Genomic DNA, 19,254 nt, shown 5'->3' on the forward strand with positions numbered 1-19,254 from the left:
ATCATGCGTCAGCAGTCATCAAGCGGCTGCAATAAAGACCGAATGTATGGCTGCAATCGACTACGTCAGGTTTAATTTGAAAATGCTCTTGCAAATGGGGGGCGTCCATGTATGCGCCACGCGCACCGAATGCTGCCATGCATTTGAAAATATGGCGTGTGTGACGTACCCTACTGGGTGTTCCTGGGCTGCAAGACGGACCGGTAGCGGCGTTCCGCTTCGGTCGCGCCTACCCAGCCGCAGCCTTCTGGGTGATAGCGGACAAAATAAAACAGCAAGGACATGATGTCTGTTCTTTGGCTGTCAAGAAATTGGTATTGCACATTTTCTGCAAGAATATCCGGCTTGTCAAAATCGAGCAGGGTTTTGCGGGTACGCTCTACGCCATTTTCCAGTATCTCTGATCTGGTACGAAATCCATACTTGAATGTTCTGCGGATGGCCGTTTCTGCGGGTTTGCGGTCACGGCTCAGACGCTGTATTTCGCCCTTGCTGTCCGCGTATTCTACCTGCGGATACACCTCCAGAAAGAAGGCACTGCCCGCCCCTGCTTCTTCGCCCGCCTGCGAATCGATGAAAACGCCATCGACATCCTTGACGGTGCGATAGACTTTCCAGCCACAGTCTGCGCTGATGGCATTCATTTTTTGTTGCCGGGCGATCTGCGGATAATTAAAGATGCCCCAGGCGGCAGCAATAACGACCAGGTTGACGATGACCAGGCTAATCTTGCGGTTGTTGATGCTTTGTATATTGGCAAAGCGAATGACGTAGCGTGCACACAGGCTGCCCAGCAATATAAAAACCAGCAGGCATGCCAGAAAGCCTAAGAAACTGATGATACCCATTCAGAAACGCCTCGTACTTTGATCTGCCCTTGAACTGTCTGTAAACAAAAACATGGTGGTTGCATTGTGGTTCAAAATAAGACTCGCATTATTTCATGCACTTAGCCTGGTGTCTGGCTTTTTTTACAGAACTCAGATTTGATGACGCAAGGCATCCACCACCAGCGCAAAGGCGGGTGAAGCCTGGCGGCGGCTGGGGTAATAGAGGTGATACCCCTGAAAGCTGGGGGCCCAGTCTTCCAGCACGCGTTGCAAATGGCCATCGCGCAGATGTTGTGCCACCATGTCTTCCGGCAGACAGCCAAGACCAAAGCCGGCCAACGCGGCACGCAAAATCGGCGTACTGCTGTTGAATACCAACTGCCCTTCGACCCGCACATTCAGCTCTTGGCCATTGCGTTCAAATTCCCAGGCGTACAAACCGCCATAGGTGGGCAGGCGCAGGTTGATGCAATTGTGGTCCGCCAGCTCTTGCGGGGTGTGCGGTGGTGCATGTCTGGCGAAATAGGTCGGCGCGGCCACCACTGCCATGCGCAGATCCGGGGCGATTCTGACGGCGATCATGTCCTTGGCAACTTGCTCACCCAGACGCACGCCGGCGTCATAGCGATCAGCCACGATATCGGTCAGGCCATAGTTGATATTCACCTCGACCTTGATGTCAGGATAATCTGGCAAGAAAGTGGCCAGCCTGGGCCACAAGATGGTGTTGGCCGCATGTTCAGCCGCTGAAATACGGATGGTACCGGCGGGTTTGTCACGCAACTCGCTCAGGGCGGCCAGTTCAAATTCAATTTCTTCAAAGCGCGGGGCAACGGTTTTCAGCAACCTTTCGCCCGCATCGGTAGGCGACAGGCTGCGCGTGGTGCGTGTCAGCAGCCGTACCCCCAGCCGCGTTTCCAGCCCACGTATCGTGTGACTCAAGGCCGATTGCGACACCCCAAGCTGGGCAGCCGCCCGAGTAAAGCTACCTTCACGGGCAACGGTAATGAAGGCAAGCAGGTCATTGAAGTTTTCTTTTTGCATTCATGCATCTCTTTTCGTAGGTAGCTAGCGCACCCTACTCCAAGTTGAGGACTATGTGTGCCACCTGATTATTTCGAATAATACTGCACCGCCGTTTCCCGACGGGGCAAATCATAGTTCACCAATACTATCCCAGCATGCATGCCTATGGCGATTTGTGTTTGGGACATGGCAAGATTGGCTGGTACTGAATACCAGGGGCCGTCGTGGACGATGATGCGCAGACTTGGCCGACTATCGCTGACATCTATCATTTCAAGGTCACCCGTGGTGAGCACAAAAACACGTTTTCCATCAACGACTACATCGACTGGTGCACCAGTCAATAAGGTAACCAGACTCAATCTGGGTTTGCCTTCGACTTCGTCCAGACGATAAAGACTTCCCACGTCGATTCCCATATGACACAGACCGGTCAACACAAATATCTGGTCTTGCAATTTGAAGAACCCAACTATATTGTCTTCTACCACCGTGAACGAATTCGCTTTCGTATCCAGGGCAAGCAGCTTGCCACCGAATTCACCGTTATTTATGGCTTGATAGCGGAACAATTTTCCTTCTATGCTGGTACTGACGCCGTTTGGCCTGCGCCGGTCGGCGTTCACCTGCAATTTGGTACCGGCAATCTTGACGCCATAAAATGGAAGTTTGATGCGGTCCAGGCGAATACTACCCTTCTGCTCACGCACTTGCTTGCTAAAACCCATCGCTTGCAATTCCTCAGAAAAATCGACTGCCTGTGCAAGGCTGGAAGCAATGATTGCGATGATAGCTACGATCAATTTCATATATTACGGATATCAACACTCAGCAAATTAACACGAATAGTAGGGTGCGCCGCGCGCACCATTGTTTTGTGTCGTGCTAAAACCCGGTGCGCGCGGCGCACCCTACTCCGGGTTATTGTCGATGACAAGCATTTCTCAACAACGCATGTCATATCACCCCGTCACATCCACTTCATTGCCGACAAAGTACGAGCCATCGCGCCCCAATCCTGACAGGCTGATGTCGTGGGCATGCGGGTTATTGAAATCGAGTTTGAGGTGGTAATTTTTGCTGGCGTCGACTGCCAGTACAGCGACCAGCGGGCGGGTTTTGCCTTCTTTTTCCAACTCATCAAACAGGCTTTGCATCAGCGGGCCGAGCAGGTCTGTGTATTCTGCGCCGGTATGTTGCGGGTATAGCTGACGGCCTTTGCGGCTGATAAACTGGAACTGGCTTTGCGCCTTGTCTGTGGACTGGAAGCGGCATACCACCTGATCCCATTCCTGCTTTGACGCTGCCATCAGGGCAAGCAATACCTTGGCCATGACGACAGTAATTTCATTCTTGCGGGACATCCATCTATCCTTATATCTGTTTCACCCGTTTTACGGGCTAGCCTGCCTTTGCAAGCGCTCTTATGTCCCGAGGCTGACCGACCAAATTGATTCGACTGAAGCTGCGCCATTTTGTTCCGGCAAAATTGCCATGCCTGGACCATATTGCGCCAGCTTCCAAGCCCCTATTCTATCTCAAGGCGCCCAAAGCTGACTGTGGGCCCGGTTTTACCGGCGCCCATTGATCAACTCAGCCAGATATCATTTTCAGGATGCGGGTATTTCGCCAGGATGAAATCGACAAAGCTACGCACCTTGGCCGACAGCAGGCGGCGACTGGGGTAGACCATGGAAATCGAGACCCGGCCAAAACACTGGTCCGGAAACAACCTGACCAGGCGGCCACTGACCACATCATCCGTCAACTGAAATGAGGTACGCAAAGCCAGGCCCATTCCTGCCAGGGCGCAGACGCGCAGCACATCGGCATTATTGGAAATAACGGTGCTATGGATGGGAATGTGCCTGCCCAGTTCTGGCCCATCGCAAGAATTACGTACCATCCAGTTATCGCGCAAAAATTCATAGCTGAAGTTCAGGCAGCGATGCTGGGAAATCTCATCTGGCGTCTTGGGCGTACCGTGCTTCTTCAGGTAGTCGGGCGAGGCGCATAACACCACTTCGGATGTCGCCAGCTTGCGCGAAATCATGTTGCCATCGATTTTTTGCAAATCCAGAAAAAAACCGACATCGATCCCCTCTTCCACCAGGTCTACATGGTGGTCGGTGATTTTGATGTCCAACACCACATCCGGAAACTCTTGCGCAAATTGTGGCAGCAAAGGTGCCAGTTGCGCTTTTCCGAAATGTGGGACAGAATAAATACGCAAGGTGCCGCTGGGCTTTTTGGCCGCATACGAAGCCACGGCATCAGCATCATCAATATCAGCCAATATCTGGCGAACCCGCTCCAGGTAGATCTGGCCGGTTTCTGTCAGTGACAATTTACGGGTGGAACGGTTGAGCAGGCGCGTGCCCAGATGGCCCTCCAGGTCAGCGATATAACGGGTCACCACGGCATTCGACATCTCTAATGCCTGTGCCGCCTTGGCGAAATTACCCAATTCCACGACCTTGGAAAAAAGTCGCATTGATTGCAGCCTATCCATTTTTCAAGCCCCTTATTGTTTCGGATTCCACAATAGTATATTCCTGATTTGCTACTTTATTGTTGAAACCGGAAAGCCTACACTGCATTCATCGGTCGAGGACATCTACAAACAGCCCAAGACCGGGCCGCAATCGACAGACTTTTTTCAGTTGTCATCGGAAGTGAAGCATCCCTCTCACTTCTCATGACAATTTAAATCAAGAGGCGGTTGCAAGATGAATCTGGCGTGGGTATCCCGTCTGGCCGGTTTCATCTTGCAGCAGACCTCGAGTCAGATAGAAAGCGGTTTCTCTTAAATTTTAAACAAGATAGGAAACCATCATGAACGCGAAACAAGTCTTTTTGGCCACTAGCGCCTTTTTTCTGACCAGCACCGCTGTGTTTGCTGCTGACACAACTACTCCAGCACCAAAAACCCGTGCAGAAGTCGTTGCCGAACTGGTGCAGGCACGTGCCAACGGTGAAGAACTGGGCAGCGAAGGTTTTGCCTGGTACCCAGCACAAAAAGCTGCTCTGGTAAAAGCCAACACAGAAACCAGACTGGCTGCTGAAAAAGCCGCTGCTGAATCCAAAGTAGCTGGTACTACCCAGAAAACTCAGCAAAACTAAGATTGCCGGTTTAATCTCACGGTCGTACAGGCAATCAAGCTGTACCATGTGAACGGCAGTCAGTAGCAAAAAAGCGGGGAAGATAGCGGGCAGCAATGCCACTGTCTTCCCCGCTTTGTTTTATAAGTCAAACCAGCAGGCTGCATGGCTATCCCTTCCCCCTCAAAATCCGCTCGTCAACAAACATCAACCGTTTATCCGCCAGCTGTGCCATGCCGCTTGCTGCTCGGGTAATATCCGTTTTAATTTTTGTAATTCGACGTGACCTCATTGCCGAATGTCAATTTTTTGGCATGGCTATTCCATTGCGCGTCCCAAAGGGAACCATCATGCAAAAAACGGTGCAAAACAGCCAGTCATTAACGTCCAATGCGGTAGTCATCGCAAAATTTCTATGTATCAGTCTGCTGCTCTTTGGCGCATTGCGTCTTGCACGCACGATTATGTCACCCAATAGTGATAGCAGCGACATGATGTATATATTGATTTTCTGTATTGGTGGCGGCATGGGTCTGTGGGCAAACAGCTACGACAGCCCGACCGCAAGACGCCTGTTTGCGATTTTTTTCAATGTACTGTGCCTGATGACGCTGGCGTCGAATTTTAATCCGCGCAACAGCCAGATGCACCTGATCCCGCGCTGGCAAATACTCTGGTTCGGACTTGTTTTTGTCATGAATATCTATGTGCTGGCCAGAGGCAAAAAATTACATGCCGAACCCAAACAAGTGGCTGGCGAAACAGATGACGGGCAGCAAGAATCTACTGAATCAAGTGCGCGTGACCACCATTTCACCATGACGCGTATGGTGCTGCAAGGTCTGTTGCAAGGTGAAAAAGGAGCGCTGTTCGTCAATAATCTGAAAAACAAAGGGCGCGTTATTTTTGCCAATATATGGGACGCGTTTGGAAAAAGAGAAATCAAGGACCCGGCAAAAATCATCCCCAGCAAAGAGATCGAAGTCTATGTCGATAAAACGGCAGGCGGCAAAGAAATTGTCACCATCAAAATGCCCAGACCCGTTGCCAGAAATGAGACCTATTTTGTCGCCATCGTTGAGGATGAGCAGCCAGGCAGTTATTACACCTACAGTCTGGAATTGAGCATCATGCCCAACACCGGCAAAATGTTCACCATGCTGACCGGCATACGCAATGGCCATCGCGCCAATTTTGGTATCGGCCCGGCACCAGATAAAAATGCCTTCGTCGAAGCCATATCCGGCATGCTGGATACCCCCAAAGAACCACAAACCATGATGCAGATGCCGACTTAAGGCGACACCACTGCTAGATAGAACAGGCCCGGTTCAGGGCAATTGCCAGGCGCTGATACTGCGTGCCTGCAATGTCATGTCCACCATGAAATCGCCCGCAGCATCCTTGCTACCCGCATCATGTGACCGCAATTGCCCTTCGATTTTGACGGGGAAGCCCAAAAAAGCATCCGGATGCAGGCCAAGTGTACGGCCATAACCTCGCGTCAATGCCAGCCGCACGACAGATGCCGATGCCGGAATAGCGGCGACGGTAATCTCATATTGTTCGGTATGTACAAAGCGGCGCGTAAAAATCAGCGCGGCCCGCATTACCATCGTATACCGCAATTCGACCTGATAACGCCGGCTGGCATAGCCATTCCAGTCCGCCGCCGGTACTGGCGGGCTGATGGTGATGTGCTCATCCTCTATACTGCCCACCAGCGGATCGAACAGGCCACCACGTTCTGGCAACAAGGGCGCATTGGTACTGGTATTGGTATTGGTCTTGGTATCCGCATGCGAGCCTGCTGGCACGGGGTCAAAACGGGTATGGGCACCATCATCATCCGACACTTCGCTGACCTGGCCTTTGGATAAATTCAGCAGGCGAAAGTGCATGCCATCAATCTCGGTCACAAAACGACCCTCGCCATTGCGTGCCGGCTTGCCAGGTTGGCGGCTCTGGCTGCGTTGTTCAAATTCGATACGCACACCGGCATGCGCTTGCAGGTAAAACACGCACAACAGTATCAGCAACAGACATTGCCTGATGCTGGCCGGGTTCAGCCTGCGGGCAGATAGCAAATGATGTGGCATGGTGATCTTCCAAGTAGTGGGGGCAACCTAGCGCAGCATGAACAAGCCAGTTGCGGCTGTCTACCGGAAGATGAAAGGTAGCAGCCTATCCACAAGAAAGTTGCAGGATATGCTGCCCTGAGAGCCTGAAGACGATGGATTACAGCTTGAATTCAGCCTTCAACTGACGCTCAATATTCTTGCCGTGCTCTTTGCCGTACTGGGCTTCAATGGCGCTTTGCATGGTACGGGCATAGCCCACCATATACGCCTTGGCATCATGCGCGTCACCTTGCTGTATCAGTTCCAGCTCAATACCGTCCTTGTTCAGCAGCTGCGCCAGCCTGGTGCTGACCTCAGCTGGCAGGCTGTCTTTAAACATCGATATCACATAGCGTTTTTTGGCGATGTCTTGCTGGGCTGCCTGCATCCACTGTTTGGTTTTTTCATCCGGCACCATTGATTCCCGGGTTTGCCCCAGTTCTCTTTCCGTCGGAATAGCCGCCAGATCCAGTTTGGTGATGGTGCAGGCTGGTTTGTCCAGATTCAGGACAATGCCGCTACCCAGTTCATCGACACGGTCAGCACCGCCCTTGGGGCCATAACCCTGTCTGGATTGGCTGCCGCCCCAGGTCGATGTCAGATAACGCGGTACGGCGGCAGAATAATCATACAGACTGATTTTGACCAGCTCTGTCGTCTGCGTCACACTGCGCTGAAAATCGCGCTCATAAATTTCCCTGGCACCCTGCTCGGTTTTTACGCCCAGCACAAAACCGTTGGGCAAGGTCAGCTTGTGGATCTGGCTGGAATTGCCTTCCCAATAGGCCAGTTCATTGCCGCCATAAGTCAGGCTCACCTTTTGCACGCCGGGGCAAAGTTCAGCATGGGCTGCACCGCTGATGGCAAACAGTGCCGCTGCGGCACAGGCAAAGTGATTCAGTTTGGAACATATCATTGCGATTACCCCTAAAGTGTTGTTCTACAGCGCCACTATCAAAAAGTTTCTCCTGAAGCACGTATCATTTTAATCACTCTGTAAGAAAAAGCAAATACGATGAAGAGTTCGCCACCCTTCATCTTGTCGATCAGGCCTGGATACGCTATCTTGAAACACTGTGCATCTTGCCTGTAGCTGAAACAGCCAGACCAGCTGGACAGGTGACCGGCATCGTCAACAATAAATAAACAAATAAATTGGACTTGCGCGAAATTGTCCCAGCACGGCGTAGCGACGAAGACAGTACGAATAGTACGGCGAGGAGCTACAACACAGCTGGGGCAGTTTTGCGTAAGTCCTCATAAATTAAGCGAGGATGATGTATGCAATACGACCCTAGCGAAACAGCCTTGCTACACCCCGAACAACAGCCCGCCCTGCTCAGCAAAGACAAAAAATGGACCAGCCATGCCACCTGCGCCGAACTGTCACGGCTGGCTTACTGGCGCTTTGAGCAGGGTGGCGAGGCCCTGGCAGCACTGGAAAACATACTCGGCAACGCCCAGCTGGGCAAACCACAGTTATTCAAAAATGCCGAAAGCAGTACCCAGGCATTTGCCGTCAGCAGTGCCGACGACAATACCAGTTACCTGGCATTCAGAGGCACGCAGGCGGATGACATGACCGACCTGATCACCGACATCCGCTTCTTCCCTGCCGACTGGAACGGGCGCGGCAAAGTGCACTCCGGCTTTCTGGCATCCTTTCAAAGCATAGAAAAAGAACTGGATGCCTGGTTCAGGCAATGCACGGCCAACACCGTCTGGATATGTGGCCACAGTCTGGGCGCCGCACTGGCCACGCTGGCCGCTGCCAAATTTCACGGCACCCGGCTGGTCAATTTTGGTTCACCCTGCGTCGGTAATCCAGAATTTGCCGCCAGCTTTACCGGCCGCGAAGTGGCACGCTATGTCAACTGCGCCGATTTTGTCACCAGGCTACCGCCGGAATCATCTTTTTATCAGCACTTGCAAGGCCTGCGCTACATAGACAGAAACGGCGTCATCCTCCCCGCGATGGACAATGCCGCGATGGAAGTCGATCAGGACCTCGCCGCCGCAGCCTACATGCTGGATTACGCCACCCAAGCCGGCAGCGTACCGTTTCGCAGCATGGCTGACCATGCACCCGTCAACTACGTGCGGGCACTACTGGGCGAGTTATAACAGAACTCATTTCATCAACAGGGATGAATGCCAGACCAGTTACGGCAACGCATAATCAAAGCTGTAATGATGCTGCCCATCACGGATATCTATCGCCAGCCTGCCACTAAGACCAGTCAACTCGTCCGTACCAGAATCCGGCACTACCTGCACCGTCAGCGACGGTACACCACGGCTCATCACACCCATATGCATCAACACAAAGCTGCCCTTCTTGCCCTGCAAGGTGCCGGTGACACGCTCGATCGCCACATACCCGGCCGAACCCTTGATCGCCGTCCCAACCGCCAGCATCTCGCCCAGGCTATGCGCATCCAGCTCGCCGGTAAACTGCTTGTCCAGCGTCTGCCGCCCCAAAGCCGCCTCCGCAATCTCGCTGGCAGCAGGCTGCGGGGTCAACTTGACGGTAAAGGTTCCGGTGATGTGGGGCATGGTAATCTCCGCTGAATTTTATTTGATGATGTCTGGGCGTGTCGTCATGGCTATAGTCTCTCAAGCTTTACGCAGCTTCAGGCACCTTGGAAAAAGCAGACAGTTGCGATTGCCTTTATAGCAATTTTATCGCATACTAACAGCCAAATCGACAGAATATCTCATTCTTTCAGGTGTGATGAAAGCATTGTATGAAAACCACTATACAAGAGCATCAGGAACAATCTGCCACCCAGCACATGCATGGTAAAACAAAGCATGGCGTTGCCACTGTCAACGATACCCGTCCCCAGGCTCTGATGCAACGTGCGCATCAGCAAAGCGCCAATAACAGCAAGCAGGCGCTACAACTCCGTCATCTGCAAAGCCTGCAAGACAATAGCCCGCAAGCCACGCAAATGCGTGCAATGGCACAACTGATGCGGGGCGAGACACCCGGCATCACACAAAGGGTAGAAGAAAAAAGCCCGCCGCCTGTGGCAGTTGCCGTCAAACCGAATCAGACCGGTCTGCCACATCAGTTAAAAGCAGGCATAGAATCTCTATCCGGCATGAGCCTTGACCATGTCAAAGTGCACTATAACTCGGACAAACCCGCGCAGATGCAGGCCCACGCCTATGCTCAGGGCAGCAATATCCATGTCGCACCTGGACAAGAAAAACACTTGCCACATGAAGCCTGGCATGTGGTCCAGCAGGCACAAGGGCGCGTCCGGCCCACCATGCAAATGAAGACCGGTATTCCAGTCAACGATGATGTCAGCCTGGAAGCAGAAGCAGACACGATGGGTGCCAGGGCCATGCAATTGAAACTGGATGACAACACCACGCAACTTACCCACAACGGCACATATACAGATAACGCAAACAGCGCAGACGCCGGCGTCGCCCAACGTGCGCTGGCAACCGACAAACTCAATGTCGTCGGTGAAAATCATGATGAATCTGACCCCAGACGAGAACAAGAAAAGACCTACACCAAAAGTATCATAGGCGACGATGCAGGTTATTGGGGTGAAGCTGATTTTGCGCTCGGTGACAAGACCGGCTGGGGTGACCCCAAGCATTTGCGCATTGCGAATATTCTTGAATTGATACACGATTTTTTCAAACCACTTACCAAACTCGGTATTATTTTTTCTGAAACAGAGGGCCCACTTCCTACTGAATGGGTAATCAAGATAAAAGCAGCTTTTGCAAAATCATTAGCCATCCATTTCGAGCGACTAATACAAGAAATCAGTGTTAATGTCCAATTGATACGAGAAGGAAAGGATGTACTGTCACAACACATGGACAGACCATTCACTGCATGGGCAAAAGAAGCCATTCAACTCAGAAGAGATCTGATGCAGCGAATCGCTGATATTGATCTCTATCTGGAGAGCGGTATTGACACCAAGGATCTAAAATTCAATCTGTTTGGCACATCTCTTGAAATTGAATACTTCGCTTCCAAGTCCATCAATGCCTTGCAGGCAGAGATACCATTGGCTGAATTTGAACGATCAATGGAAATGGATAGCGCAGCCTCCGCCGCTTACGCCCGCAAAGGTGTCTGGAAAATAGGGCAAAAACACGTCGATGACATCCATTTCCTGCATATCGGCAAAGAAGCGCGCTACCAAGTGATGAATAAAGCCGATTTCAATCAACTGTTGAATACCTGATCTGAATCATCTTTTCGACTTAATTTAATTCAAACTGCGTATGACGCTTACAAGCTAAATATGGGATATCAATTCAAAGGGTTTTTAACGAAAAACAAAACACTTGCCGAAGCCGCCGTCAAAAAATGGCCCTTTTGCATCATGAAAGAAATCACAGACCAAATGGTGGGCTTTGTCGTAAAGGTGCCTTGCGAATACGATGTTCATCCATCCGTACCAGAAGAAGAATACGAAGCGGTGCTGGAGCAATGTGCCGATGTAGAAGAAAACCTGGCTTCATTCGCCAGACAATTTCCAGACGATACGGTAGTCTACGTTTTCATCGATTGCTTTGGCGGCGTTTGTGACCATACAGGGTTTCACATATTGGGTGGTGAAGTCGTCAAAACCTTTGTCCACAGCCGCACAGGCGCAGTGCAACTTGCCGATTTACTCGCGCCCATGCATGTCAGTCTGGGGCAGTTCGATTATTTTGAACCATTCACACGTGATTATTTTTCTCAATAAATGATATGCGTGTCGATTAAAAAAACCAATATCTTCCTAAAAACATGTAACTGACGGGTGCTCAGCGTGGCATCAGTCTATGACCCATCAACTCAATCCATCCCATGATTGCCCTCCTACTCAAATGCCTGCTGGGTGCACTGGCCGTGTTACTGATTGCACTCGCATCCAAATCTCGTTATTTCGTGCTGGCCGGGCTCGTGCCGCTGTTTCCCACGTTCGCGCTGATCGCCCATTTTGTGGTCGGCACCACACGCCCCGCCACGGCTTTGCAAACCACCGCCCTGTTCGGACTATGGTCATTGTTCCCATATGCGGTGTATCTGTTTGCCGTGTACTGGCTCAGCACCAGAACATCCATTGCCATCACACTGGGTGCCGCCACCGGCTTATGGGTATGCGCAGCAGCAATCATGCTGGCCGTTTGGTTCAGGTGTTATCCGACGGCGGGTTGACACTATACAAAACAACTTCAATTTCTTTATTTTAAAAATCTGAAAGCCATGTATAGAAAATCTTTTCCGGCCTGCACAGTAAAAGGAAGCCTTGCACCAGTCCCCTATGGACATATGGTTTTACATGGTGCTGTTCCCGAAAAATGCAGATCCTGCAAACATCTGTTTGAAGGCTCATGCACACGTGCTTTGGATGATGTTGAAGATTATCAATCTCTTGACTATGGGCCATGTACGGTCAAAGGTCCTTGCAACCCCATCCCCATGCCTGACACATCGAACCACATCCTTTTTGTTCCAGAAAAATGCCAGACCTGCACAAATCTGACAAGGGATAGCATACGCGGCTATATTTGTAGCGAGAATATTTCCACCTGGCGAGGCTTCCCCCGATCTCTGGACTGGGGCGACTGGCGTCCCACTCACCTGCCTATGGGTATTCAGCAAAAAATCATCGCCACCGATGAAGTATTGAACGAAATCTCAGCCAACCGCAAAGCGCGTGCAGTCGCCTTGCTGAAGAATCTGTACATCAACCTGAGCACAGCCGCCGCGATACAGTGCGTGGACATCTTTGCAGAGCGGCTGAAGTCAAGGGAAACAGCAAGTGAATAATTATTGATGGCGGGATATCAATCATCATTATTACAGCGCTCTACCAAACCAACGATCTGTTTATTCCTCGCCACGCCCATTCAATTTCATCCAGCCAACACCTTGCCCACCACCGCACAAATCTCATCCACATCCCCCAGCGTCAGGCCCACGTGCAAAGGCAGTGTGACGGTTTCGCGGGCGATGCGTTCGGCGTTGGGGAACATGCCTTCGTGGTAGCCGTAGTGTTTGGCAACGCTGGTCAGGTGGCAGGCTTCGTAAGAGATGCCTGTGCCTATGCCGGCCTCATTCAATGCATTGCGAAAGCTGGTACGGGTGTGGCCAAAGTTTTCATAGGGGATGAGCACGCAGAACATATTCCAGGTCTGGTCTTTCTGTTCATGCGGTGGTAGCACGACACCTGGCAACTGTGGGAAGCGTTCAAAATAACGATCGGCCAGCGTCTGGCGTTGCGCCATGAATGTATCAAACTGCGCAAGCTGGTGCAGGCCAATCACGGCAGACACATCAGACATATTGAACTTGCCGCTGGCTTCGACCACATCACGGGTCTGGTCTGGCAATTTGCTGATGCCATGAAAACGCAGAACATCCACGCGCTGCGCTTCAGCTTCATTGTTAACGACGATGGCACCGCCTTCTATCGTCGTCATGTTTTTGTTGGGATGAAAACTGAAAGTGGCAATATCACCAAATGCGCCTACGGGTTTGCCTTGCCACTTGGAACCCTGCACCAGGGCGGCATCTTCAATAACACGCAACTTGTATTTTTTGGCCAGCGCATACAGGGCATCCATATCCCCCAGCGCACCGGGGAAATGAGTAGGCATGATGGCCCGGGTTTGGGGCGTAATCGCCGCCTCGACCTGTGCCAGATCAATCGCTCGCGTAACCAGATCACAATCCACAAACACCGGCTTGGCACCGCATTTGACGATCATGTTCATGGCCGAGAAAAAACTCTGCGCTGAAGTAATGACTTCATCTCCCGCACCGATATCACAAAGCGCCAGCGCGATTTCCATCGCACCAGTGGCCGACGTCACCAACCTGGTCGGGCGGTTGCCAAAGGTACGCGACAGCGCCTGTTCCAGCTCAGTCACTTTGGGGCCGGTGGTGATCCAGCTGGAACGCAGCACATCGGCCACGGCCTGTATGCTGGCCTCAGACAATTGTGGCTGGGCGAATTTACGGAAAGTGGGTGCTGTCATGGCAGAAATAGGCTGTAAAAAATCGAATGCCAATTGTAGCCGAAGTGCCCGTCGTGGCTGAGTATTGTTTGTTTAACGGCACATCCCGTAGGGTACGCCACGCGCACCATTTACGCAAACGGATAGCGGTATCCGGTGCGCGTGGCGCACTCTACGGAGTGACAACACCTGGGTCAGATAACACCGCGAATCTAGCGTAGAAATTGGTGCCAATCACAAACAGGGTTTATTCTTCTGCCTGATCACGGACATATCTTTCCTCTTCGATGGCCAGGGATTTAGCTGCTGTCTGCTTGCGCAGGAACTCTGATACCAGCAACAGCGCCAGCAATACAATCTGTGTGCCTGGCCGCCATGGTGAGAAAGCAGATGCAATGATGATCAACAGCATCAATGCCATTTCGGTTCTGCTTCTTTGTAAGACAGTGCGGTCCCGTAGAATGGCCTGGCAATGCGGGCATTTTGCCTTTTGGATTTGTGGCCGGTACCATTTCGCATGTGGGGGCCAAATGGCAATATCAGGCTGATCAAAACGGCAGGCGCATTCCGGGCAACGGTATTTGCCGGTATGTTTATCCGGCCCCGAAAATTCTGGTTCACAGCGCGTGCATACGGCGTTGGCGCTAGCCAAAGGATTACCGCAGTTTGCACATTGAAATCTGCTATCTGTCATAAGATTCTGAATTCGATATTGAACGGGGTGTGCCGGTTGCACGTAGTGGATTTGCCATCAATTCAAAATACTATACGATCACATCACACTTTACAAATTCTGGATGGTAACAATGCTTTATATGGGGTCAAGCCAAACCACCCACATCCCGTGGGTGCGCCCCGCGCACCGAACACCGCTACCCATTTGCGTAAACGGTGCGCGCAGCGCACCCTACGAAGGGACACGGCGTCGTGACTTAGCGCAGCAAATTGATGGCCATCACAACCCACGCCCAACAAACAATTTCAAGCGTGAACTGGCCGCCACCAACAGCATGGCTGCTCCCAAACCGGCAAAGGCGGTGTTCAGGCTGATGGCGTGGGCGATGAAGCCGATCAGCGCTGGCCCGGCCAGCACGCCTGCGTAACCGATGGTGGTGATGGCGCCGATGGCCAGGCTGGCGGGCATGGCGTCTTGTTTGCCGGCAGCGCTGAACAGGATGGGGACGATATTCGATGCGCCTATGCCGACCAGCACAAAACCCGCAATCGCCAGTATGGGCGAGGTGGCCAGCACCGCCGCAAAGAAACCGATGGCGGCACAGACGCCACCGGCCAGCATCACCAGCTTGCCGCCAAAGCGTTTGACGACACGGTCACCAGTCAGGCGACCAGTGGTCATGGCGACCGAGAATGCGGCATAACCGATACCGCCCTGCCCGGCATCGAGGCCACGGCCTGCGGTCAGCAACAGGGCGCTCCAGTCCAGCAAAGCGCCTTCTGCCAGGAAGACGATAAAGCACAAGACGCCGATCAATATCACGGCCCCATGCGGCACCACAAAATGCGGGCCATCACGGTCTGATGCATCTGGCTCGCGCAACAGATAAGGGCTGGCGATGCCCAGCATCAGCGCCACCAGCAGCGACAGGCAGATGCTGGATACCAGCGTGCCCATATCCATCCACAACAACAGGGCCATACTGCCCGCACCCAGAAAACCACCCGCGCTGAACATGCCATGGAAGCCGGACATCAAAGCATCGCCAGACACTTTTTCAACGATGACCGCCTGTATATTCATGGCCACATCCAGCGTGCCAACCGCTGCGCCAAAGGCAAACAGCGTCAGGCCAAACAGCAGCGGGCTATCCACCAATGCCAGGCAAGGCAGGATGAGGCAAGTCAACGTACCCGCACACAACACCACTGCGCGACAACCAAAACGGGCGGACAGCATGCCTGTCATGGGCATGGCCAGCAAAGAACCGCCGCCCAGGCACAGCAACAGCAAACCCAGGGCTGCTTCATCCAGCCCCAGCCTGGCTTTGGCATAGGGCACCAGCGGTGCCCAGGCTGAAACGACGAGCCCGGCAGCCAGAAAAGCCAGACGGGTAGACAAGCGTTGTGGTGCACCAACTTCATTCATTGTGAATCTTCTACTATGGGTCAATATTGCGGCATAAAAACCTGTCAACAGGTATGAATGCATGTGATTCGGGGGCGTCATAGTCAAATGACGAAAGAAGCGGCATCTTACCGCATGTAGTGACACCGGGAGTGCAGTGCTGGCATAAGTCAGCTACTAATTTTTTCACATATGCTTAATTTGTTCTTGGCGTTTTCCAAGGATGCCAGCAAACAGTCTGCGCCGGGTTTATCTTGGTGTTCTCTGATAATTTCGAGTATTCGTTGTTTCTGCTGCGCGTCGAATTGGTTGAAAAAATCAATGTACACTTGCCGTAACGCTGTATCGCCAAGCAGCGCCCCTTGCAATGCCCAGTATTCCTCAAGGGCCACAATCCCTCTGTTTTTTTCATATTGGTACAAGGCAGAGATCGATGGTAAGTCTCCATCATCCGCTTTCTGTTGCATCAGTTTTATTTGCGGATCGACAAAATCTTCGTCCCCATGACTTTGCGGAAGTAAAAAAAATAGACCTGTCAGGGTAGCCAGGGCGCACAGGGACAAGCCGATTGTTTGAATTTTGTTTTTGACCATCAGCCGTTTATTTGGAAATTGCTACTGAAATACCATCTGATCCAGCTTATTGTTGGATAAAGCAAGAACTACGATTCGCTGTTGATTATAGCAATTTTCTTAATTTTTTATGATATGCGGCATGGTTAAACAAATGTCATCAGGAAACAATTTTTGGCAAATTAAATTTCCAGCCACACTATACTGAACTTTATTCAAGGCTGGTTTGATGGTGAACTTGGCTGCTGCCCTAAGCCTTGATTGCATGCAATTTTTGCATCGCATCTAAAAAAACCAAGACATAAGAACTATTCCCAACAAGGAGACGACAATGAACAGAATTGGCTCGCTGGTATTGGCTTTTTTCATGGCTTTTTTCTCATGCACGATAGCACTTGCCGCAGATGACAAGGGTACGGCAGATCAGGCTACGGCAATGGTAAAGAAAGCGGTAGCGCATTTCAAATCGGTGGGTAAGGACAAGGCACTGGCAGATTTCAATGATGCATCCAACAAGCCCTTCCATGACCGTGATCTGTATGTCATTGCCTTTGATATGGAAGGCACCATGCTGGCATCTGCCAACCCCAAGCTGGTTGGCAAGCCGATGATGGATTTCAAGGATGGTGATGGCAAGCTGCTGACCAAAGAAATGCTGAATATCGCCAAAACCAAGGGTTCAGGATGGGTGGAATACAGATGGCCCAACCCTGTCACCAAGGCGCTGGAACAAAAAACCACCTATATAGAAAAAGTGGACAATTATTTTCTGGGTGTAGGCATTTATAAGTAACACGCAAAAAGTACACGCATAAGTAAGCTTGAAAATAAGCTTGAAAATAAGCTTGAAAATAAGCTTGAAAATAAGCTTGGCACAGGCTCCTGTTGCGCTGGCGAGTCCCGTGTGCTGCCGTGAGCGGGCAGCATGCTATTTTCTCGCCAGCCATTTTTTTGGCCGAGATGTTAAAGGCTGTATCAGTTGACAGACAGGCTTCAGCTTCCCGGGGGTTGCCACAGTTCGACCCGGTTACCCTCAGGATCCATCACCCAGCCAAATTTACCAAATTCCGAGTCATCCACCTTTGCATCAACCGCGCAGCCTTCCAGCCGCAACTGCACGAGCAGGGCATGCAGGTCGTCCACACGATAATTGATCATGAAAGCCTGGGTGCTTGGTGCAAAATAGTCTGAATCACTGGGGAATAATGACCAGACCGTCTTTTGCGTATCGGTCGTGCCATCGGCGTCTTTGCTGCCGCTTGGTTGAAAAATCGCGCCACCCCATTCTTCCAGGTTAAAACCCAGATGGTCCCGATACCACGCACGCAGTTTTTCGGGGTCCTTTGCTTTGAAGAACACGCCGCCTATGCCTACAACACGTTTCATATCATCTCCCTGAAAAAAGTTGAAAAAAACACTGTATTCGGTCATTTACCTCACAAGAATACTACCTGATCAGGCAGGCACCTGCAAATCTGGCAACAATGAACAAGCGCCTTGGTGCTAGACTATCGTGATACGTTGCAATACGTCACAATGCCCCTATGGTCACGAAGCCACACTCATCACAAAGCCCCATCGTCCCCGCCCCATGAGCAAGCCAGCCAAACGCCAGTTTGAAATGCTGCCCTGCCAGATATCTGGTGTAGAAGCCGTGCAGGCGCAGTCAAAGCATCGCTTTGGGCGGCATATGCATGAGCAGTTTGGCATAGGTGTGGTGGTACAGGGCGGGCAAAAATCACAGAGTGGACGTGGCATGGTCGAAGCCATGGCCGGTGACACGATTACCGTCAACCCTGGCGAAATCCATGACGGTGCTCCCATAGATGACGCCGGTCGCAACTGGAAAATGCTCTATCTTGAACCGGCCCTGGTTGCCGCCCTGCACATGGACATCAGCGAAGGTAAATCTGATCAGGCTGAATTTGCCCTGCCCGTCATCACTGACACCCGCATCAGCCAGCAGGTACGGCAACTGTTTGCCTGCATGACCAGGCCCGCGACCAGCCCCAACAATATGGCCGATGACAAAGCCGCCCGTATGGCTGCCGAAGAAGCGCTGTTGTCGCTGTTTGCCAGCGTCATGCATGCGCCGGTGGACAAACATGGGTTGCCGGGCGTGCCGCAGGCAATCGTGCATGCCCGTACCCGTATTGATGACGACCCCACCGCAGCCCTTAGCCTGCACGACCTGGCGCAAGAAAGTGGCCTGAGCCGCTTCCAGTTGCTGCGCGCCTTTGCCAGGGCCACCGGCATGACACCGCACGCCTATTTGTTGCAACGCCGCCTGCACCATGCCCGCCGCCTGATCGCTGGCGGCACGCCCCTGGTACAAGCCGCCGCCCACAGTGGCTTTGCGGATCAGAGCCACATGACGCGTCTGTTCATCCGCAATTTTGGTTTGTCGCCCGGCATCTATGCCAGCGCGCTGACCTGAAACCACCCCCACTGCATAATCCAAACCCCATCCAAAAACCTTTCTTGACAATCCATAACCAGTTGGCTATGATTTACTTACACCAACCACC

22 protein-coding genes are annotated in these 19,254 nt (G+C 51.9%); 9 read left to right on the top strand and 13 right to left on the bottom strand.

Annotated features, from left to right (window positions below; all coding sequences use genetic code 11):
* Positions 1 to 170: 170 nt before the first annotated feature.
* The 5 genes from ACO0LK_RS26385 to ACO0LK_RS26405 form a co-directional block, all read right to left on the bottom strand.
* The gene (locus tag ACO0LK_RS26385) at positions 171 to 848 is read right to left on the bottom strand and encodes a hypothetical protein (protein ID WP_422980458.1); all 678 of its coding nucleotides are present in this window, start codon (positions 846 to 848) and stop codon (positions 171 to 173) included.
* Between the two features lie 132 nt (positions 849 to 980).
* Positions 981 to 1,874: a LysR family transcriptional regulator gene (locus ACO0LK_RS26390; RefSeq protein ID WP_422980460.1), complete on the bottom strand. Its 894-nt coding sequence runs from the start codon at positions 1,872 to 1,874 to the stop codon at positions 981 to 983.
* A gap of 68 nt (positions 1,875 to 1,942) precedes the next feature.
* Positions 1,943 to 2,665: a hypothetical protein gene (locus ACO0LK_RS26395; protein ID WP_422980462.1), complete on the bottom strand. Its 723-nt coding sequence runs from the start codon at positions 2,663 to 2,665 to the stop codon at positions 1,943 to 1,945.
* Positions 2,666 to 2,818: 153 nt separating this feature from the next.
* Positions 2,819 to 3,220, bottom strand: a complete 402-nt coding sequence (locus tag ACO0LK_RS26400; RefSeq protein WP_422980464.1) for a hypothetical protein — start codon at positions 3,218 to 3,220, stop codon at positions 2,819 to 2,821.
* A 224-nt stretch (positions 3,221 to 3,444) separates the two neighbouring features.
* On the bottom strand, positions 3,445 to 4,368 hold the full coding sequence (locus ACO0LK_RS26405) for a LysR family transcriptional regulator (RefSeq protein ID WP_422980466.1): 924 nt from the start codon (positions 4,366 to 4,368) through the stop codon (positions 3,445 to 3,447).
* A gap of 323 nt (positions 4,369 to 4,691) precedes the next feature.
* Between ACO0LK_RS26405 and ACO0LK_RS26410 the strand changes: the two genes are divergently transcribed.
* Together ACO0LK_RS26410 and ACO0LK_RS26415 are read left to right on the top strand one after the other, a co-directional pair.
* Complete coding sequence (locus ACO0LK_RS26410; RefSeq protein ID WP_422980468.1) at positions 4,692 to 4,979, top strand: DUF4148 domain-containing protein; 288 nt, start codon at positions 4,692 to 4,694, stop codon at positions 4,977 to 4,979.
* 329 nt (positions 4,980 to 5,308) lie between these two features.
* A complete protein-coding gene (locus tag ACO0LK_RS26415) occupies positions 5,309 to 6,256 on the top strand; it encodes a hypothetical protein (RefSeq protein ID WP_422980470.1) in 948 nt (315 codons plus the stop codon).
* A 33-nt stretch (positions 6,257 to 6,289) separates the two neighbouring features.
* On the opposite strand, the gene ACO0LK_RS26420 is transcribed toward ACO0LK_RS26415, so the two are convergent.
* Positions 6,290 to 7,057, bottom strand: coding sequence for a hypothetical protein (locus tag ACO0LK_RS26420; protein WP_422980472.1), 768 nt, complete (start codon positions 7,055 to 7,057; stop codon positions 6,290 to 6,292).
* Between the two features lie 139 nt (positions 7,058 to 7,196).
* A complete protein-coding gene (locus ACO0LK_RS26425; RefSeq protein WP_422980474.1) occupies positions 7,197 to 7,994 on the bottom strand; it encodes a hypothetical protein in 798 nt (265 codons plus the stop codon).
* 365 nt (positions 7,995 to 8,359) lie between these two features.
* Here ACO0LK_RS26425 and ACO0LK_RS26430 point away from each other — a divergent pair, with 365 nt between their 5' ends.
* Entirely contained in the window at positions 8,360 to 9,202 is an 843-nt protein-coding gene (locus ACO0LK_RS26430) for a lipase family protein (RefSeq protein WP_422980476.1), read from the top strand.
* 39 nt (positions 9,203 to 9,241) lie between these two features.
* Here the strand turns inward: ACO0LK_RS26430 and ACO0LK_RS26435 are convergent, their stop codons facing one another.
* On the bottom strand, positions 9,242 to 9,634 hold the full coding sequence (locus ACO0LK_RS26435; protein WP_422980478.1) for a DUF3224 domain-containing protein: 393 nt from the start codon (positions 9,632 to 9,634) through the stop codon (positions 9,242 to 9,244).
* Between the two features lie 191 nt (positions 9,635 to 9,825).
* Here ACO0LK_RS26435 and ACO0LK_RS26440 point away from each other — a divergent pair, with 191 nt between their 5' ends.
* The 4 genes from ACO0LK_RS26440 (at position 9,826) to ACO0LK_RS26455 (ending at position 12,881) form a co-directional block, all read left to right on the top strand.
* Positions 9,826 to 11,304 (top strand): DUF4157 domain-containing protein, encoded by a 1,479-nt coding sequence (locus ACO0LK_RS26440; RefSeq protein WP_422980480.1) that lies wholly within the window; start codon positions 9,826 to 9,828, stop codon positions 11,302 to 11,304.
* A gap of 141 nt (positions 11,305 to 11,445) precedes the next feature.
* The gene (locus ACO0LK_RS26445; RefSeq protein ID WP_422980482.1) at positions 11,446 to 11,811 is read left to right on the top strand and encodes a hypothetical protein; all 366 of its coding nucleotides are present in this window, start codon (positions 11,446 to 11,448) and stop codon (positions 11,809 to 11,811) included.
* A gap of 104 nt (positions 11,812 to 11,915) precedes the next feature.
* The gene (locus ACO0LK_RS26450; RefSeq protein ID WP_422980484.1) at positions 11,916 to 12,266 is read left to right on the top strand and encodes a GlpM family protein; all 351 of its coding nucleotides are present in this window, start codon (positions 11,916 to 11,918) and stop codon (positions 12,264 to 12,266) included.
* A gap of 264 nt (positions 12,267 to 12,530) precedes the next feature.
* Positions 12,531 to 12,881, top strand: a complete 351-nt coding sequence (locus ACO0LK_RS26455) for a hypothetical protein (RefSeq protein ID WP_422980486.1) — start codon at positions 12,531 to 12,533, stop codon at positions 12,879 to 12,881.
* A gap of 86 nt (positions 12,882 to 12,967) precedes the next feature.
* On the opposite strand, the gene ACO0LK_RS26460 is transcribed toward ACO0LK_RS26455, so the two are convergent.
* From ACO0LK_RS26460 to ACO0LK_RS26475, 4 genes are all read right to left on the bottom strand, one after another.
* Positions 12,968 to 14,092, bottom strand: a complete 1,125-nt coding sequence (locus ACO0LK_RS26460) for a DegT/DnrJ/EryC1/StrS family aminotransferase (RefSeq protein ID WP_422980488.1) — start codon at positions 14,090 to 14,092, stop codon at positions 12,968 to 12,970.
* A 226-nt stretch (positions 14,093 to 14,318) separates the two neighbouring features.
* Entirely contained in the window at positions 14,319 to 14,492 is a 174-nt protein-coding gene (locus tag ACO0LK_RS26465; RefSeq protein WP_422980490.1) for a hypothetical protein, read from the bottom strand.
* Between the two features lie 534 nt (positions 14,493 to 15,026).
* Entirely contained in the window at positions 15,027 to 16,175 is a 1,149-nt protein-coding gene (locus ACO0LK_RS26470) for an MFS transporter (RefSeq protein WP_422980492.1), read from the bottom strand.
* Between the two features lie 149 nt (positions 16,176 to 16,324).
* Positions 16,325 to 16,747 (bottom strand): hypothetical protein, encoded by a 423-nt coding sequence (locus ACO0LK_RS26475; protein ID WP_422980494.1) that lies wholly within the window; start codon positions 16,745 to 16,747, stop codon positions 16,325 to 16,327.
* A gap of 310 nt (positions 16,748 to 17,057) precedes the next feature.
* Between ACO0LK_RS26475 and ACO0LK_RS26480 the strand changes: the two genes are divergently transcribed.
* Positions 17,058 to 17,519, top strand: a complete 462-nt coding sequence (locus tag ACO0LK_RS26480) for a cache domain-containing protein (RefSeq protein WP_422980496.1) — start codon at positions 17,058 to 17,060, stop codon at positions 17,517 to 17,519.
* A 200-nt stretch (positions 17,520 to 17,719) separates the two neighbouring features.
* Here the strand turns inward: ACO0LK_RS26480 and ACO0LK_RS26485 are convergent, their stop codons facing one another.
* A complete protein-coding gene (locus ACO0LK_RS26485; protein WP_422980498.1) occupies positions 17,720 to 18,112 on the bottom strand; it encodes a VOC family protein in 393 nt (130 codons plus the stop codon).
* Between the two features lie 205 nt (positions 18,113 to 18,317).
* On the opposite strand from ACO0LK_RS26485, the gene ACO0LK_RS26490 reads away from it, so the two are divergent.
* On the top strand, positions 18,318 to 19,163 hold the full coding sequence (locus ACO0LK_RS26490; RefSeq protein ID WP_422980500.1) for an AraC family transcriptional regulator: 846 nt from the start codon (positions 18,318 to 18,320) through the stop codon (positions 19,161 to 19,163).
* Positions 19,164 to 19,254 lie beyond the last annotated feature (91 nt).

Origin of the sequence: Undibacterium sp. Ji49W (assembly GCF_049340205.1) — a bacterium.
In the GTDB taxonomy this organism is placed as follows: domain Bacteria; phylum Pseudomonadota; class Gammaproteobacteria; order Burkholderiales; family Burkholderiaceae_D; genus Undibacterium.

Bases quoted from the DNA above. Each gene is read 5' to 3' on its own strand.
- ACO0LK_RS26385 (WP_422980458.1), bottom strand. From the start codon at position 848: ATGGGTATCATCAGTTTCTTAGGCTTTCTGGCATGCCTGCTGGTTTTT.
- ACO0LK_RS26395 (WP_422980462.1), bottom strand. From the start codon at position 2,665: ATGAAATTGATCGTAGCTATCATCGCAATCATTGCTTCCAGCCTTGCA.
- ACO0LK_RS26435 (WP_422980478.1), bottom strand. From the start codon at position 9,634: ATGCCCCACATCACCGGAACCTTTACCGTCAAGTTGACCCCGCAGCCT.
- ACO0LK_RS26455 (WP_422980486.1), top strand. From the start codon at position 12,531: ATGCCTGACACATCGAACCACATCCTTTTTGTTCCAGAAAAATGCCAG.
- ACO0LK_RS26470 (WP_422980492.1), bottom strand. From the start codon at position 16,175: ATGAATGAAGTTGGTGCACCACAACGCTTGTCTACCCGTCTGGCTTTT.
- ACO0LK_RS26460 (WP_422980488.1), bottom strand. From the start codon at position 14,092: ATGACAGCACCCACTTTCCGTAAATTCGCCCAGCCACAATTGTCTGAG.
- ACO0LK_RS26425 (WP_422980474.1), bottom strand. From the start codon at position 7,994: ATGATATGTTCCAAACTGAATCACTTTGCCTGTGCCGCAGCGGCACTG.
- ACO0LK_RS26440 (WP_422980480.1), top strand. From the start codon at position 9,826: ATGAAAACCACTATACAAGAGCATCAGGAACAATCTGCCACCCAGCAC.
- ACO0LK_RS26465 (WP_422980490.1), bottom strand. From the start codon at position 14,492: ATGGCATTGATGCTGTTGATCATCATTGCATCTGCTTTCTCACCATGG.
- ACO0LK_RS26420 (WP_422980472.1), bottom strand. From the start codon at position 7,057: ATGCCACATCATTTGCTATCTGCCCGCAGGCTGAACCCGGCCAGCATC.
- ACO0LK_RS26405 (WP_422980466.1), bottom strand. From the start codon at position 4,368: ATGGATAGGCTGCAATCAATGCGACTTTTTTCCAAGGTCGTGGAATTG.
- ACO0LK_RS26445 (WP_422980482.1), top strand. From the start codon at position 11,446: ATGAAAGAAATCACAGACCAAATGGTGGGCTTTGTCGTAAAGGTGCCT.
- ACO0LK_RS26390 (WP_422980460.1), bottom strand. From the start codon at position 1,874: ATGCAAAAAGAAAACTTCAATGACCTGCTTGCCTTCATTACCGTTGCC.
- ACO0LK_RS26485 (WP_422980498.1), bottom strand. From the start codon at position 18,112: ATGAAACGTGTTGTAGGCATAGGCGGCGTGTTCTTCAAAGCAAAGGAC.
- ACO0LK_RS26475 (WP_422980494.1), bottom strand. From the start codon at position 16,747: ATGGTCAAAAACAAAATTCAAACAATCGGCTTGTCCCTGTGCGCCCTG.
- ACO0LK_RS26400 (WP_422980464.1), bottom strand. From the start codon at position 3,220: ATGTCCCGCAAGAATGAAATTACTGTCGTCATGGCCAAGGTATTGCTT.
- ACO0LK_RS26450 (WP_422980484.1), top strand. From the start codon at position 11,916: ATGATTGCCCTCCTACTCAAATGCCTGCTGGGTGCACTGGCCGTGTTA.
- ACO0LK_RS26410 (WP_422980468.1), top strand. From the start codon at position 4,692: ATGAACGCGAAACAAGTCTTTTTGGCCACTAGCGCCTTTTTTCTGACC.
- ACO0LK_RS26480 (WP_422980496.1), top strand. From the start codon at position 17,058: ATGAACAGAATTGGCTCGCTGGTATTGGCTTTTTTCATGGCTTTTTTC.
- ACO0LK_RS26490 (WP_422980500.1), top strand. From the start codon at position 18,318: ATGAGCAAGCCAGCCAAACGCCAGTTTGAAATGCTGCCCTGCCAGATA.
- ACO0LK_RS26415 (WP_422980470.1), top strand. From the start codon at position 5,309: ATGCAAAAAACGGTGCAAAACAGCCAGTCATTAACGTCCAATGCGGTA.
- ACO0LK_RS26430 (WP_422980476.1), top strand. From the start codon at position 8,360: ATGCAATACGACCCTAGCGAAACAGCCTTGCTACACCCCGAACAACAG.